The organism is Streptomyces sp. NPDC089799 (assembly GCF_040684755.1).
Classification (GTDB): domain Bacteria; phylum Actinomycetota; class Actinomycetes; order Streptomycetales; family Streptomycetaceae; genus Streptomyces.
On the sequence record NZ_JBFBGR010000044.1, the window covers coordinates 1 to 12,933 of the forward strand.

14 protein-coding genes are annotated in these 12,933 nt (G+C 72.8%); 8 read left to right on the plus strand and 6 right to left on the minus strand.

The features are described 5' to 3' along the window. Positions 1 to 172: 172 nt before the first annotated feature. Positions 173 to 1,291: a serine hydrolase domain-containing protein gene (locus AB0O36_RS32640; protein WP_365116516.1), complete on the minus strand. Its 1,119-nt coding sequence runs from the start codon at positions 1,289 to 1,291 to the stop codon at positions 173 to 175. Between the two features lie 92 nt (positions 1,292 to 1,383). Between AB0O36_RS32640 and AB0O36_RS32645 the strand changes: the two genes are divergently transcribed. Continuing rightward, positions 1,384 to 2,280 (plus strand): AraC family transcriptional regulator, encoded by an 897-nt coding sequence (locus AB0O36_RS32645; RefSeq protein WP_365116518.1) that lies wholly within the window; start codon positions 1,384 to 1,386, stop codon positions 2,278 to 2,280. Between the two features lie 138 nt (positions 2,281 to 2,418). On the opposite strand, the gene AB0O36_RS32650 is transcribed toward AB0O36_RS32645, so the two are convergent. Both AB0O36_RS32650 and AB0O36_RS32655 read right to left on the minus strand, forming a co-directional pair. Continuing rightward, positions 2,419 to 2,982 (minus strand): YcxB family protein, encoded by a 564-nt coding sequence (locus AB0O36_RS32650; protein WP_365116521.1) that lies wholly within the window; start codon positions 2,980 to 2,982, stop codon positions 2,419 to 2,421. 781 nt (positions 2,983 to 3,763) lie between these two features. Next, positions 3,764 to 5,107, minus strand: a complete 1,344-nt coding sequence (locus AB0O36_RS32655) for a lipase family protein (protein ID WP_365116523.1) — start codon at positions 5,105 to 5,107, stop codon at positions 3,764 to 3,766. Between the two features lie 346 nt (positions 5,108 to 5,453). On the opposite strand from AB0O36_RS32655, the gene AB0O36_RS32660 reads away from it, so the two are divergent. The 4 genes from AB0O36_RS32660 (at position 5,454) to AB0O36_RS32675 (ending at position 8,737) form a co-directional block, all read left to right on the plus strand. Next, positions 5,454 to 5,849, plus strand: a complete 396-nt coding sequence (locus tag AB0O36_RS32660; protein WP_365116526.1) for a hypothetical protein — start codon at positions 5,454 to 5,456, stop codon at positions 5,847 to 5,849. A 1,039-nt stretch (positions 5,850 to 6,888) separates the two neighbouring features. Then, positions 6,889 to 7,206, plus strand: a complete 318-nt coding sequence (locus AB0O36_RS32665; protein ID WP_365116528.1) for a DUF4235 domain-containing protein — start codon at positions 6,889 to 6,891, stop codon at positions 7,204 to 7,206. A 109-nt stretch (positions 7,207 to 7,315) separates the two neighbouring features. Further along, positions 7,316 to 7,783: an MSMEG_6728 family protein gene (locus AB0O36_RS32670; RefSeq protein ID WP_365116530.1), complete on the plus strand. Its 468-nt coding sequence runs from the start codon at positions 7,316 to 7,318 to the stop codon at positions 7,781 to 7,783. 144 nt (positions 7,784 to 7,927) lie between these two features. Continuing rightward, on the plus strand, positions 7,928 to 8,737 hold the full coding sequence (locus AB0O36_RS32675) for an alpha/beta hydrolase (protein WP_365116532.1): 810 nt from the start codon (positions 7,928 to 7,930) through the stop codon (positions 8,735 to 8,737). A gap of 120 nt (positions 8,738 to 8,857) precedes the next feature. Here AB0O36_RS32675 and AB0O36_RS32680 read toward each other — a convergent pair whose 3' ends face one another. Then, positions 8,858 to 9,184 (minus strand): WhiB family transcriptional regulator, encoded by a 327-nt coding sequence (locus tag AB0O36_RS32680; RefSeq protein ID WP_365116534.1) that lies wholly within the window; start codon positions 9,182 to 9,184, stop codon positions 8,858 to 8,860. 259 nt (positions 9,185 to 9,443) lie between these two features. Here AB0O36_RS32680 and AB0O36_RS32685 point away from each other — a divergent pair, with 259 nt between their 5' ends. Next, on the plus strand, positions 9,444 to 9,836 hold the full coding sequence (locus tag AB0O36_RS32685) for an STAS domain-containing protein (RefSeq protein WP_365116536.1): 393 nt from the start codon (positions 9,444 to 9,446) through the stop codon (positions 9,834 to 9,836). A gap of 116 nt (positions 9,837 to 9,952) precedes the next feature. Then, entirely contained in the window at positions 9,953 to 10,432 is a 480-nt protein-coding gene (locus AB0O36_RS32690; RefSeq protein ID WP_365116539.1) for an ATP-binding protein, read from the plus strand. 30 nt (positions 10,433 to 10,462) lie between these two features. On the opposite strand, the gene AB0O36_RS32695 is transcribed toward AB0O36_RS32690, so the two are convergent. After that, entirely contained in the window at positions 10,463 to 11,275 is an 813-nt protein-coding gene (locus AB0O36_RS32695; protein ID WP_365116663.1) for a SigB/SigF/SigG family RNA polymerase sigma factor, read from the minus strand. 403 nt (positions 11,276 to 11,678) lie between these two features. Then, positions 11,679 to 12,140, minus strand: coding sequence for a helix-turn-helix domain-containing protein (locus AB0O36_RS32700; protein WP_365116541.1), 462 nt, complete (start codon positions 12,138 to 12,140; stop codon positions 11,679 to 11,681). Here AB0O36_RS32700 and AB0O36_RS32705 point away from each other — a divergent pair. Next, positions 12,041 to 12,907 (plus strand): NAD(P)-binding domain-containing protein, encoded by an 867-nt coding sequence (locus AB0O36_RS32705; protein WP_365116544.1) that lies wholly within the window; start codon positions 12,041 to 12,043, stop codon positions 12,905 to 12,907. The genes AB0O36_RS32700 and AB0O36_RS32705 overlap by 100 nt on opposite strands. Positions 12,908 to 12,933 lie beyond the last annotated feature (26 nt).

Below are 12,933 nucleotides of genomic sequence, written 5' to 3' on the forward strand. Positions count from 1 at the left end.
GCCGGCATCTACGACCTGACGCTCCTCAACAAGGTGCTCAAGGCCGCCGGCAAGCCCGAGGTCTCCGACGCCGGCCTCGGCACCAAGTAAGTCCCCACGCCGGACCCCCAGGAGGCGGCCTGGGGGTCCGGTGGATGGATCAGCCGGCGACAGGGCCGCGGCACGGGGCCGGTCACGGGGTCGAGCCGCTGTAGGCGGCCATCACGATCTCCATGCCGCGGTCGTCCTCCTGCCGGTCCCGGTCGATCATCCGGTTCATGACGTAGGCCACCGTCATGCGTGCATCGGGGTCGTTCACGACCAACGAGCCGCCCCAACCGCCCCATCCGAAGGTGTTGCCGAACCTTCCGAAGCCCACCGTCCAGCTCATCGGCCTCCGCAGCACCCGGTCGTCGCCGCGGAACACTTCCTGCCGCGCGGCCTCGCATCCCTGGGGGGACAGCAGTCGTACGCCGCCGGCCGACCCGTGGTTCGCCAGTACCGACTGCACGAGGGCGACGGAGCGGGCGTTGCCGAAACCGTTCACCGCCGGGATCTGGGCACGGCGCCAGGCGATGGAGTTGGTGTCCCGGACCCGGATCGCGGCGCCCGCGTGCCCCCGGCGTGTACCGTCCGGTCCGAGCGGTGCGCCGGCGGCGTACTCGTCGGTCAGTGGCGGGGGCGGGATGAGCGGTGCGACACGGTGGTCATGTTCGGCGGAGAGCCCGATGTGGAAGTCCGCGCCCAGCGGTTCGGCCACCTCTTCGGCGAAGAACTCGCCGAGACTGCGGCCGGTGATGCGGCGGACGATCTCACCCACGAGGAAGCCGAAGGTGAGCGCGTGATAGCCGGCGGCCGTTCCCGGCTCCCATGCGGGCGCCTGCGCGGCCAGCCCTGCCGTCACGCCCTCCCAGTCGTAGAGGTCCTCGACCGCCGTCGGCCCGGACAGGTCCGGCAGTCCCGCGGTGTGCGACAGTACGTGCCGCACCAGCACGTTCTCCTTGCCGGCAGCGGCGAACTCGGGCCAGTAGGCGGCGACCGGGGCAGACAGGTCGAGCTCGCCTCGGTCGGCGAGGATCAGCGCGCACAGGGCGGTCATGTTCTTGGTCGTCGAGTTCACTGCGGTGAGGGTGTCGCGCTCCCAGCCGACGGAGCGGTCCGCGTCGGCGTACCCGCCCCAGATGTCGACCACCGGCTCGCCGTCGATGCAGACAGCCGCCGAGGCACCCACGTCGTCCTTGCGGAGCAGAGCTGCGAGAGCCGCTCGGACTGCGCCGAACCGCGGCTCGCAGAATCCCTTGATCTCAGTCATGACGTAAGCCTCGGGTGGCTGCAGGGCTTCCCACCCGACAGTTCCCGCACCGGTTTTGTCGGGCGGGGCTCGATCGGATACGGACGGAACGCGTGCTGGAGCGGCTGAACCTGGCGCTGGACCACTTGGAGGCCCGCCTCGACGGGGAGGCCGACATGGCCGAAGTCGCCCGGATCTCCGGGGTGTCGGAGTACCACTTCCGACGGCTGTTCTCCGCGCTGGCCGGGATGCCGCTACCGGTCTATGTGCGCCGCCGGCGGATGACGCTCGCCGCGGCCGAGGTACTGGCCGGGGAACGGACTCTGCTCGATGTCGCGGTGCGGTACGGGTACGGCTCGGGCGAGGCATTCGCCCGGGCATTCCGGTCGGTGCACGGCATCGGTCCGGGCGAGGCCCGGCGTACGGGTGCGGTGCTCACGGCACAGCCGCGCATGTCCTTCCGTGTCGTCGTCGAAGGAAGTACGGCCATGCACTACCGGATCGTGGAGAAGGAGCCGTTCCGGGTCGTCGGCCGGAAGACCCGGCTGCCGCTCGTGCACGAGGGGGTCAATGCGGCCGCCGCGGCACACGTGGAAAGCCTGGACGCGCAGGCGATCGTACGGATGAAAGGGCTGGCCGGCCAGGAGCCGGAGGGCGTCCTGTCGGCGGTGGTGTACGTGACCGACAGCCGCGAAGAGGGCGCGGCGGCGGACTACTGGATCGGCGTGGTGACCGGTCCCGATACGGCCGCCGAGGACCTCGACGCCCTCGACGTGCCGGCCGGGACCTGGGCGGTCTTCGACAACCGCGGTCCCTATCCGAGCGCCCTCCAGGAGCTGTGGCGGGACGTGTTCACGCAGTGGTTCCCCTCGAACCCGTACACGAGCCGGCCGGGTCCGGAGCTCCTGCGGACGCTGCCGGTGGACATCGGTGCGGAGACCGACTCCCAGCTGTGGATCCCGGTCGATCGGAGCAGCGGGAACGTCGGGGGCCCGGACACCGGCGGATAGGCAGCGGTCGGAAGCCAGGGGGGCCGCGGGCGGCTCGCAGCACATGCGGGCTGTTGCGGTGCCGGGCCGGTTCGGCGACGTGCCGGATCCGGGCGACCGCCTTGCCCGCACTCGGTGATGCCTACGACGACCCGTTGCTCACCGGTGCTGCGCAGGGCCGTCCACGCCCTGATCGGCATGACACCCGCTCGGGCCGTCGCCGGCCTGACCGTGGGCGAGCGCGCCGAACAGCTCGCTCTCGCCCGGGGTCGTGAACAGCCGCTTGGGCAGCACCAGGAGGCAGGTCCGGCGGCGCCGGCGGCTCACCAGCACGTGCACCCGGGGCGTCTCGTGGTACCAGCGGACGTCGTCCCACGTGAGCCGCATCGACTCGTCGCCGCGGAACACCGTGATGCCTTCCCGGTCCACCACGGCCCGCTTCTCCTCGGCAGCCCGGCCGGTGTGGAAGCCGCGGGCCACCGCCCACCGCGGCAGGACCACGAGCCCGACGAGGCCGTACAGCACCGCGATGCCGAGGAAGACGGGGTGCACGGTGAGGCGGTCCCGGGATGGCGAGACGCTCGCCGCGGCGAGGAAGACCGTGCCGAGGGCGGCCACCGCCCGGCCTCGTCGGAACAACCCGGCGGCCTTGGCAGCCTCGGTGTACTCGTCCCGGCTGACGTCACCGGTGACGCTGAAGGATGCCTCGCCTATGTCGCTCATGGGGGCGGAGCCTATCCCTCCGCCCGCGGAGCGGCGGCATCAGTGCCCCGGATACGGGCATGCGCGGCGCATGGCCTTCACCGTGCTGGTCCTCCTCCCCCTCGTACTCGCGCTCGTTCTGCTGGTCGGTGGCGAACGCCACCGGCACGGCCGGCACCGCCATCGTCGCTGAAACCGACCGCCGGCCCCCGCTGCACCGCCCGGATCCGGGCGGTGGGCGGTCAGCGGGCCGCCCTGTCCGGCGGATCGTCCGCCGGCCACAAGCCGAGCATGTCCAGCAGCATCCTCAGGTCCTGGCCGTCGGTCGCACGGGAAGCAACGGCACGGCGGGCCGCGGCGCGGTCCGCCGTACCCGAGCGGGCCAAGAGCGCCGACTCCTCACACGCAAACGGGTCCTTCATCCCACCGATGCCACCACGACTCCGGCGCGCCCGCAGCTCCGGTTCCGCCATATCCCGCACACCCACCACCCGGCTTGCCGGTACCCGCCCGCGGCGTGGGAGGTCATGCTCTCCGAACCGTGATCTCTTCGTACGTCAACGTGACCACCGAGCCTTCCTGACTCTCCTTGCCGGCATCGGCACCAGGCACCGCGATGTGAGAGACCCGGGGGACCGCGGGGCCGGCGAGGCACCGCCCACCACATCTCCGCCGCCTCCTCCGCCCTGACCCCACGCCGCGTCACCCTGGCCGTGTCCGGACGGATCCTCAACGCCTGACGCGGACCGGGGCAGTGCAGTCCCGTGAACGCTGGTTCCGGCACTGCCCCGGTCCGGGGCGGTCACCGTGCGGTGGTGGGCTTCTCCGGCTCCAGTGAGTTGCCCGCAGGGATCCTTCCGCAGCTGCTGGGGGCGGGCCTGCCCGCGAAGCGGTCGTCCAGCCAGGCCACCGCGCGCGGCGCCCAGTACGGCATGGCGCCGACGTGGCTGAGCAGGTTGTACTGCTCGTATGCGATCGACGAGTTGCCGGTGGCGCAGTACCGGCGGGCCAGTGTCCGTACGTCCCCGGCGACCATGACGCCGTCGCCCGTGCCGATGCCCCGTACGTTGCTGAACGTTCCTTCGAGCAGGCCGGCGTTCCCCTGCCCGATGAACCCCGGGACGGTCGGGGTCGCGGCCTGGCCCAGATTGAGCTTGTTGACCGCCTCGACGAAGGCCGGAATGGAATTCGGATCCCCGTATTCCGGCCTCGTCATGTCCTTCCAGGTCAGCCCCGGGTGGCGGCCCAGCGCGTCGACGATGGAGCCGCGTTCGAGGTCCTCGAAGATCGCGCGGCCCTTCGCGCTCAGGTAGGGCGTGAGATCGATGTCGTAGGAGCGGGCGACGCCGATGAGCGCCATCGGGATCACCCCGTTCCATGCCAGGGCGCCGTCGACGTACTTCAGGTTGTGCGCAGGGGCGACGAGCAGCCCGCCCTCGGCGAAGCCGACCAGTTGCCTGTTCACCTCGGGTGCGTACGCGGGCGCCAGGGCAGACGCCCAGTTGGTGGCGATGGCCCCGCCGGAGTAGCCGAACAGGCCGAACCTGGTCCCGGCGTGCAGACCGGTCTCCTCGGCGCGGGTGGCGGCCCGGATCGAGTCCAGGGTGTTCGTTCCGTACTCCGGTCCGGCCGCGAAATCGGCGTTCTGGCCCTCGGTGTCCGGGATGACCAGGTCGTAGCCCTTGAACAGCAACGGCGCGAGGATGACGGATTCGGCGTTGGCGATGACGCCGCCGAGCGAGACGTCACCGGCGATGGCCCGGGAAGGTCCGTGCTCCGGGTCGAGGGAGTCGTAGAACGACTGGTACGACACGGCCTTGCTGCCATCGCCGTGGTGGCTGCGGACCACTGTGGTCACGTTGGCCGAGGGCCGGCCCTGCGCGTCGGTCGTGCGGTAGAGCAACTGGACGGCCTTCACCGGCGTCGGGATGCCGAGGACGTGGTAGTCCAGCGTGCGCCTTTTCAGAACGTCGCCCGGCTGGTACGCGGACAACGGCTTGCTGCCGTCGTAGCGGTAGAACGGGTCGGCCGCCGTGGCCGACGCCCGTGCGACCACCGCGGGTGCGGCGGACGCCGTCGACGCCGTGCCGACGGGGACGGCAGTCGCTATGACGGCGCACAACAGAGCAGTGGTTCTCCAGTTCATGACTCCCCCGGCGTGTCGAGCAAAACGATTAACCCGGCGGTAACTTACTGGAGGTAACACCTCGGGCCATAGATGTGGGACGAGGGAATTCCGGGGAGTATCGAGCAGGAGCGGCGGGCCCGCGAAACGGTCGGCGGAACGCGAGGGACACATGCGACCGTGCCCGCCGCGGAAACGTCGGGGGCGAACGGCTCGACGTGGCGCTGCTCGGCGCGGCGCGGGCGTGGGCGTGGGCGCGGGCGTGGGGCACGGTCGAGGTGGTCGGCGGAGGCCAGGCCCCTCGTGCGCACACCGGGGCTGGTCGAGGTCCACGACCGCGAGGAATTCCTCGCGGGCAGGACCGTGGATGCTTCGGCAGCCCTGCGGGCGGAGGAGCGGGAACGGGCGGCCGCTTGGGCCCGACGGCTGGTTCGTGGTGGCCGGGTCGTCGTGCGCGCACGCCCCGGCCACCGAGGGCGGGCTGCGCCGGGAGCTCTCGCACGACCCGTGGCACGGCACTGCCCGCACGCACTGCACACCGGCCGTCAGCCCGGACGGGCGACGGGTGAGCGTCGTCGTGCCGACGCTCGAACCCGAGGAGGGGAAAGCCGCCTTGGTATACGGCCTGGAGCCGGGCCGCAACTGCACCGGGGACGACCTACTGCTCCTGGACGCCTCGACCGGCGCGGTGCTCAGCCGGCCGCAGATCCGTTCGGTGTCCGGCGACCGCGAACCCGGCGCCCCGACCGATTGGCCCTGCTGACCGCCGGATTCAACCGACGCCTCCGGGTCAGGTGGCCGGCTCCGGCGCCGGGAGCGGGCCCGGCAGGGGGCCCGGGCCGGGCTCCGGCTGGGGGCGGGGAGGCTCCGGGTCGGGTTGCGGCCCGGGCGGTGCGGGAGGCACGGGGTCCGGGCCGGGGGCGGGCACCGGGCCGGGGGCAGGCCCGGGCTGCGGGCCCGGTCCGGGACCCGGCGGCGGCGTCGGGTTTGGGGGCACAGGATCGCCGGGGGGTGTGCTCATGGACGGCTCCTCGTCCGTACGGCTCGTCGTCCGTACAACTCCTGCTTCCTTCCCTCGCCTGCCCACCCAAGGCCGGCCCACGCGCGGCGTGACCGTGTGGCCCGCGGTGGCCGTCCCGCCCCCGGGCCATCCGGTGCCACCGCGCTGCGGGCGGTGCGGGACGCGGTGCAGGACTCCGGCGCATGGGTGCGTCGGCTGCGGGCAGCAGTGCACTATGGCCGCTTTGTCGTGCATATGTCCATCAACCCTACGAGACGGCCCGTCATCATGACGGGCGCCCCCGGTGACCTGGTGATGGCCGTGGTGGCCGTGTCGATACCGGTCCTCATGCTCTGCCTTGTGCTGGCGCTGGGCCGCTACGAGGAACTCCTTCTCGACCGCCCCCGGTCGCCGGGCGGGTCTCGGCGACGCGCCCGGCACGCCCGCCGCACACAGCCCACAGCGCGGGAACCCGGCGGGGCCGCTGCGTTCGCCGCCCGTCCCCACAGGCCGGCCCCGGTGCGGCCGGCCATGGCCGTGGCTCCTCTGGCGAGCAGGGAACCTGCGGGGACACGCGCAGCCCCGCGCTCGGGATGACCGCCGCGACGTCCTCGGCGCCACGGGCCCCACCGGTCGGGCGGTGCTCCAGCAGCCTCCACGCGGTGAGCCGTGCGCTCTCCATGACCGGCCGTCGCGGGTGTCCGCCCGGGTGGAGGGGTAGGCGCGACGGAGGACATCACGCGGCGGAGAGGAAAGGTCCTCGGGGCGGGCCGTGCTGGTCGAGATCAGGGAAGGGCACACCATGAAGGCGTCCAGGATCGCTTACAAGCCCGTGGGGCTGACGCTCGGTGCCGTCGGCGGCCTCGCCGCCGGGGCGGCCTCGCCGCCGGGGCGGCCTCGCCGCCGGGGCGGCCTCGCCGCCGGGGCGGCCTTCAGGCAGGTGTGGAAGGTGATCGGCCACGATGATGCCGCCCCCGGTGCCACCGACGAGGACCGGACCTGGCGGGAGGTGCTGCTCGCCGCGGCGCTGCACGGCGCGACATTCGCCTTGGTCAGGGCCGCCGTCGAGCGGGCGGGAGCCACCGCCACCCGGCGGCTGACCGGCACCTGGCCCGGCTGAACCGGTCCCCCGCTGTGCCGGACGGGCTCACGCCGCCGTCGAGAGGTGGTCCGTCCGTTCCGTGTCGCGCGGCCGTGACGTCGGGGGGCCGACTCCCCGAGGGATGTTCATGCAGACCTTTCTTCCGTTTCCGAGCTTCGCCGACTCTGCGGCGGTCCTGGACCCGAAACGTCTCGGAAAGCAGCGCGTCGAGGCGCTCCAGGTCCTGCGGGGCCTGACCGTGCCGACGTACGGCTGGCGTCGGCACCCCGCGGTCCGGATGTGGGCCGGCTATGAGGAAGCCCTGGTCCGTTACGGACTGGACATCTGCGGCACCTGGACTGCCGAAGGCCGCTCGGACACCTGCTCCGCCACCCTGATGCGGGACTACACCGCCTGGCGGACGTCAGCGGCGGTCCGGGAACAGGGCGAACTCGCGGCGGCCGGCGAGCTGCCGCCCTGGCTCGGTGACCCCGGGTTCCACCGCAGCCATCAGTCCGCGCTGCTGCGCAAGGATCCGGAGCACTACGGCCCCCACTTCCCGGGCGTGCCGGACGACCTTCCCTACGTCTGGCCGGCCTCCGACCGGGGGCGATGAGCGCCCCGGGGGCGTGGGGCCGGGGCGGTATCGCATGGTCGACCGCCGTGGGCCGGCAGGCACCGCCGGCGCGCGGACGGCGGCCGTCGGGCTTAGCGTCGACACACGAGGGGGTCCCGGGACCAGCACGCGCAGGTGAAGGGCGTGGACAACCATCCGGCCGAGCAGAGCCGCTTCCGGCACCGCCGGGCAGAGCTCGCGTACGAGGTGACAGGGCGCGGCCCAATCGCCGTCTACGTGCACGGCGGGCTGGTCAGCCGCTCCGTCGAGGACCGCATGGGGCTGTTCCGCTGGACGCCCGTCCTCGACGCCGGGCGGTGCCTCGTGCGCTACGACGCGCGGGCACACGGTGACTCGACGGGCGAACCGGTCGACGCCGACTACACGTACGCCTCGCTCGCCGACGACCTCCTGGCCCTGCTCGACCACCTCGGGGCCGCCGGGCCCGTCGACGCGGTCGGGGCATCGATGGGCTGCGGCACCGTGCTGCACGCCGCCGTACGCGCCCCGGCACGCTTCTCACGGCTCGCGCTCCTCCTCCCGCCCACGGCCTGGGCGACCCGCCCCGCTTATGCCCGGGCCAACCGGGCATCCGCCGAGACCATCGAGCGGGACGGGGCGGAGGCATGGCTCGCCGCCCGGGGGGACCGGCCCCGCCCCGCAGTCGTGGCCGACGTACCCGAACTCCCGCCCACACCACCGGCCGGGCTCCTGCCCTCGGTGCTCCGGGGCCTGGCAGGGTCCGACCTGCCGGCACCCGTGGAGGTCGCCGCGCTGCGCTGCCCGGTCCTGATCCTCACCTGGGCGAAGGACCCGGGCCACCCCGTCTCGACCGCGGAGACCCTGGCCGACTGGCTCCGGGACGCCGAAGTGCACGTCTCCCGTACGCGCGCCGACGTCGCCACGTGGGGTGAGCGCATCGCGCGGTTCCTGAACCGACCCACGTCCCGGTAGTCCCCGACCTCGTGGCACCGTTGGGCCCGGCACGTTCAGGGGCGGGAGTCCCGGGCCTCGACCCATGCGCGCGGTGGCGCCTCCGTCTCTTTCCGACCGTTCTGCGTGGCAGGTGCGCCGTCACCCGAGCGTGGGCGACCTGTCCAGCAGCAGGACGTGGCGCTCGTCCGCGGTGAGGCCGCCCCGGACGCCGTGGCGGACGCGGTCGGCGAGGGCGCTGCGGCGGCACGCGATCCGGACCGGGCAACCGCCGCACACGGCTTTGGCAGCCTGCTCGCGCGCCCGGGCGGCCGCGGCCGGCTCGTACGGAACCCGGGCGAACGCGTCCTCATACCCGGTACGGCACGCACCGTCAGGGTGCACGTCGGGGTGCACCTCGGGGCGAACGCCGAGCTGCGCGGCGTGCTGCTGATCGAACCGTCCGGCCGTGCGGGCGAGGTCGGCCACAGTGGGGCTCCTTCCGGTGGGTGTGGTCTCGCTGACCACCTGTGTCGCGCGTATCACCGGAATCTGCGTTTCCATGCGTCACCGCACTCGCGGGTTCCGCCTGCTGTTGCTGTCAGCCGGGTTTGGCTCGTGAGTTGCAGGACGCCGCGTGCGGCTCAGTCACTGCAGCGGGCGGCCCCCGACGGGGGCTCCGCGCGGCCTGGCCGTAGGGGGACGGCTTGCGTAAGGTCGTGGAGCACTCCGGGGAGGGGCGAGGACCATGCCTGCCGAGAACGAACAGGGAGCGACCACGATGGCCGGGGACCCGCGGAACACCGCTCTCGAGGTGCAGGTACGGCGGACACCGGACGGTGCGGCGGTCTGCAGTCTCAGCGGGGACCTCGACATCGAAAGCCTTGCCCCCGCGCAGGAGTCCCTGACCGTCCTGCTCGGGCAGAACCCCCCTGTGCTGGTGGCCGATCTGCAGGGCATCGGGTTCTGTGACTCCTCCGGCCTGAACCTGCTGCTCAAGACCCGGGCCGCCGCGCTGGGAGCCGGCATCGAGTTCCGGCTCGCCGCCGCGGCCCCCGCCGTCATGCGGGTGCTCGAACTGAGCGGCGCGCAGGCCGTCTTCTCCCTGCACCCCTCGGTCGACGCCGCTCTCACGGGATGACGCAGCTGCCCGACGGGCCACCGGGAAGGCATGATCCGGGCCCGGCTGGGCATTCGGAACCGGACGGAGCTGGAACCGCCACCACGCCGACGACCACGCCGAAGGGGTACCCGCACATGACGACCGGCCCCGGGACCCTGGACGACGGCCGACGGGCCGGCAGCGCGCTCCCGCCCGGCGGTCAACGCAGGACCCTCCCGCTGGCCGGTATACCCAAACCCGTTGCGCGGGCCCGGGCCTTCGTCGCCGCCGCGCTGGAGGACTGGGCCTGGTCGGCCACGTCACCCGGCGTCGACCGGGACGTCGCCGAGGACGTCGTCCTGCTGGTGGCCGAACTCGTGGCCAACGCCATGCTCCACGCCGGCGGCCCTCTGGCCCTCGTCCTGGACGCCTCACGGACGCGCCTGCGCATCGAAGTCAGCGACGCAGACCCAGGCCTGCCCTCTCCCCGCCGACCCCACCAGCCCGCCCAACCCGGTGGGCACGGCCTGCTCATCGTCCAACGCACCTCGGACCGCTGGGGCACCCAACGCCACGACCGGGGAAAGTCCGTGTGGGCGGAATTCGACACCGGCAGGCTCATCCCGGGCCGGTGACCGGTGCCCGCTGACCGGGGCGGGTGGACGTCAGGACGCGAGCATGCCCTCGCGAAGACGGGCCAGCGTACGTGACAGCAAGCGGGAGACCTGCATCTGGGAGATGCCGAGTTCGGCGCCGATCTGAGCCTGGGTCATATCCTCGCCGAACCGCATGACCAGGATCCGCCGTGCCCGCTCGTCGAGTCGGGCGAGCAGTGGACCCAGGGTGGCGAAGTCCTCGAAGAGCTCCATGGCCGGATCCTCCTCGCCGATCGTGTCGGCCAGGGTCCGGCGGCCGGGCCGGACGGTCCCCGGATGGGTGTCGGCGTCTGCTGCAGCGTCAAGGGATTCGGACGCGTAGCCGTTGGCGGCGACCACGCCCTCGAGCACCTCGTCCTCGCTGATCCCGAGGTCGGCGGCGAGTTCGGCGGCGGTCGGGGCCCGGCCGAGCAGGACGGACAGCGCCTCCTGGCTCTTCGCCATCGCCGTGCGCAGTTCCTGGAGCCGCCGCGGCACGTGGACCGCCCAGGTGGCGTCGCGGAAGTAGCGCTTGATCTCGCCGACGATGAACGGCAGGGCGAGGGTGGCGAACGCGACGCCGCGGTCGGGGTCGAACCGGTCGATGGCCTTGATCAGCCCGATCGTGCCGACCTGCACGATGTCGTCCAGGTCCACCCGGGCCTGGACGGTCCGGTTGCGGAAGCGCCGTACGGCGTAGTTGACCAGGGAGATGTTCAACTCGATGAGAGTGCCGCGCACGTACTGGTACTCGCGGGTGCCCTCCTCCAGCGAGCGGAGCCTGGCGATGAAGAGGCCGGTCAGCTCCCGGGCGTCCGCCGGTGCGACCTCGCGGGCCGGCATCGTCAGCGGAGGAAGGCCGGCCCTGCCGGCGATCGCCCCGCACAGGGGGCCCGTTTCCGGGGCCGCGTCGACCTCGGCCGGGCGGACGGACTCGGCAACCGTTGCGGGGCGCGACATGGTGACCCTCTCTCCAGACGGGGCGGACAGTGAAGGCTTTCAGCGCCCCTGCCCCACATCCGCGGACCTACGCGCCCCGATTCTGCTCCCGCAGGCGCTTTTCGGCCGTCTTCGCGCAGTGGGGTCGGCAGGCATGGCGCCTGGTCGCCCTGCCGGCCGTCGCGCGGCTCCAGTCCCCGGCTACCCCGGCCCGAACGCAGGAAACGGCAGGGTGACGTCCTCGGTCGAGTACAGCCGGACGGCGCTCACGCAGGGGGGTCGGGCTCGGGGTCGTGAGACGTTCTGCCTAGCTGCCGTCCGGGGGATCTTCTCTCGGTGCGAAGCGCGCCTGGGCGCTCAGGACGGCGTCGGCATGGCGTCCCGCCCACGCGCCCATCGCGCGGATCGGGCCCAGCAGCGCGAGGCCCGCCTCGGTCAGGGAGTAGTCGACGCGTGGTGGGGCCTCGGCGTACACCTGGCGCACGACCAGGCCGTTGTACTCAAGGCGGCGCAGGGCTTCGTTGAGGACCTTGGGGCTGATCCCGCCGATGCGGGTGATCAGCGCGCGCGGCCTCATGGGCCCACTCTCGCCGAGCACGTACACGATCACGCTGTCCCAGCGGTTCGACAGGACCTCGAAGGCAACCCTCGCCCGGCAGTCCGCAGCGTATGCACCGCCGCCCAGGTCCCCGTCAAGGTCCCCGTCAAGGTCCCCGCCACGGGCCCCGCACATGCCTTGTCCGTCTGCCTCAACCGCCGCATCGACCATGCGGCCATCCTGCCCGGCCCGACGCACACCATGTGGTGTGCATCGGCGCGCCTAGCGTCCTCTCCGTCACACCTCGCACGTCTCGCGACACCTACGACAGGAGCAAGCACATGCGCATCGGCATTCTGGGTACGGGGGCGATGGCCGCGGCCCTCGGCGGGGCCTGGGTACGCGTCGGCCATGACGTCCGGGTGGGCGGTCGGGACACCGAAGCGGCCGCCCGTACCGCCCTGCTCACCGGTGCCTCCGGGCACGGCACCCTCGCCGAGGCCGCGGCCCACGGGGAAGTGGTACTGGCCGCCGTACCGGCAGGCGACGCGCCGCAGTTGGCCGGGGAACTGGCGCACCTGCTCGCCGGGCGGACGGTGATCGACTGCACCGTGCCGATGGCTCCGGGAGCCGACGGCCCGACCCTGACCACGGGCGGCACCACCTCCGTCGCGCGGCTCATCGCGGACGCCGCCCCCGGCGCCCATGTGGTGAAGGCGTTCGGGGTGTGCCACGAGAGCATCTGGACCCTGGACCGGCCGGCCTTCGAAGGGGCTCGGCTGGCGGTGCCGTTCTGCACCGACCAGCCGGCCGCCGCCAGGCGGGTGGAGGAGATCATCGCCTCCATGGGCTGCTCGCCCCTGCCCTGCGGCGGACTCGATCGCGCTGCCCTGCTGGAGGCCACCGCCGTCTTCGCCGTCGGCGTCTGGTGGTCGGGCGCCGAGGCCCGCTCTGTGTTCCCGGCACCGGCCCTGGCCCCGGGGGCCGTGGATGACTAGCCAGGACTTGTCCGGCCGAGAGGGCC

What these genes read in the sequence shown, in the direction of transcription:
- AB0O36_RS32640 (WP_365116516.1), bottom strand. Translation starts at nt 1,291, where the DNA reads ATGACTGAGATCAAGGGATTCTGCGAGCCGCGGTTCGGCGCAGTCCGA.
- AB0O36_RS32650 (WP_365116521.1), bottom strand. Translation starts at nt 2,982, where the DNA reads ATGAGCGACATAGGCGAGGCATCCTTCAGCGTCACCGGTGACGTCAGC.
- AB0O36_RS32655 (WP_365116523.1), bottom strand. Translation starts at nt 5,107, where the DNA reads ATGAACTGGAGAACCACTGCTCTGTTGTGCGCCGTCATAGCGACTGCC.
- AB0O36_RS32660 (WP_365116526.1), top strand. Translation starts at nt 5,454, where the DNA reads ATGCTTCGGCAGCCCTGCGGGCGGAGGAGCGGGAACGGGCGGCCGCTT.
- AB0O36_RS32665 (WP_365116528.1), top strand. Translation starts at nt 6,889, where the DNA reads ATGAAGGCGTCCAGGATCGCTTACAAGCCCGTGGGGCTGACGCTCGGT.
- AB0O36_RS32670 (WP_365116530.1), top strand. Translation starts at nt 7,316, where the DNA reads ATGCAGACCTTTCTTCCGTTTCCGAGCTTCGCCGACTCTGCGGCGGTC.
- AB0O36_RS32685 (WP_365116536.1), top strand. Translation starts at nt 9,444, where the DNA reads ATGCCTGCCGAGAACGAACAGGGAGCGACCACGATGGCCGGGGACCCG.
- AB0O36_RS32690 (WP_365116539.1), top strand. Translation starts at nt 9,953, where the DNA reads ATGACGACCGGCCCCGGGACCCTGGACGACGGCCGACGGGCCGGCAGC.
- AB0O36_RS32695 (WP_365116663.1), bottom strand. Translation starts at nt 11,275, where the DNA reads ATGCCGGCCCGCGAGGTCGCACCGGCGGACGCCCGGGAGCTGACCGGC.
- AB0O36_RS32705 (WP_365116544.1), top strand. Translation starts at nt 12,041, where the DNA reads ATGCACCGCCGCCCAGGTCCCCGTCAAGGTCCCCGTCAAGGTCCCCGC.
- AB0O36_RS32700 (WP_365116541.1), bottom strand. Translation starts at nt 12,140, where the DNA reads ATGGTCGATGCGGCGGTTGAGGCAGACGGACAAGGCATGTGCGGGGCC.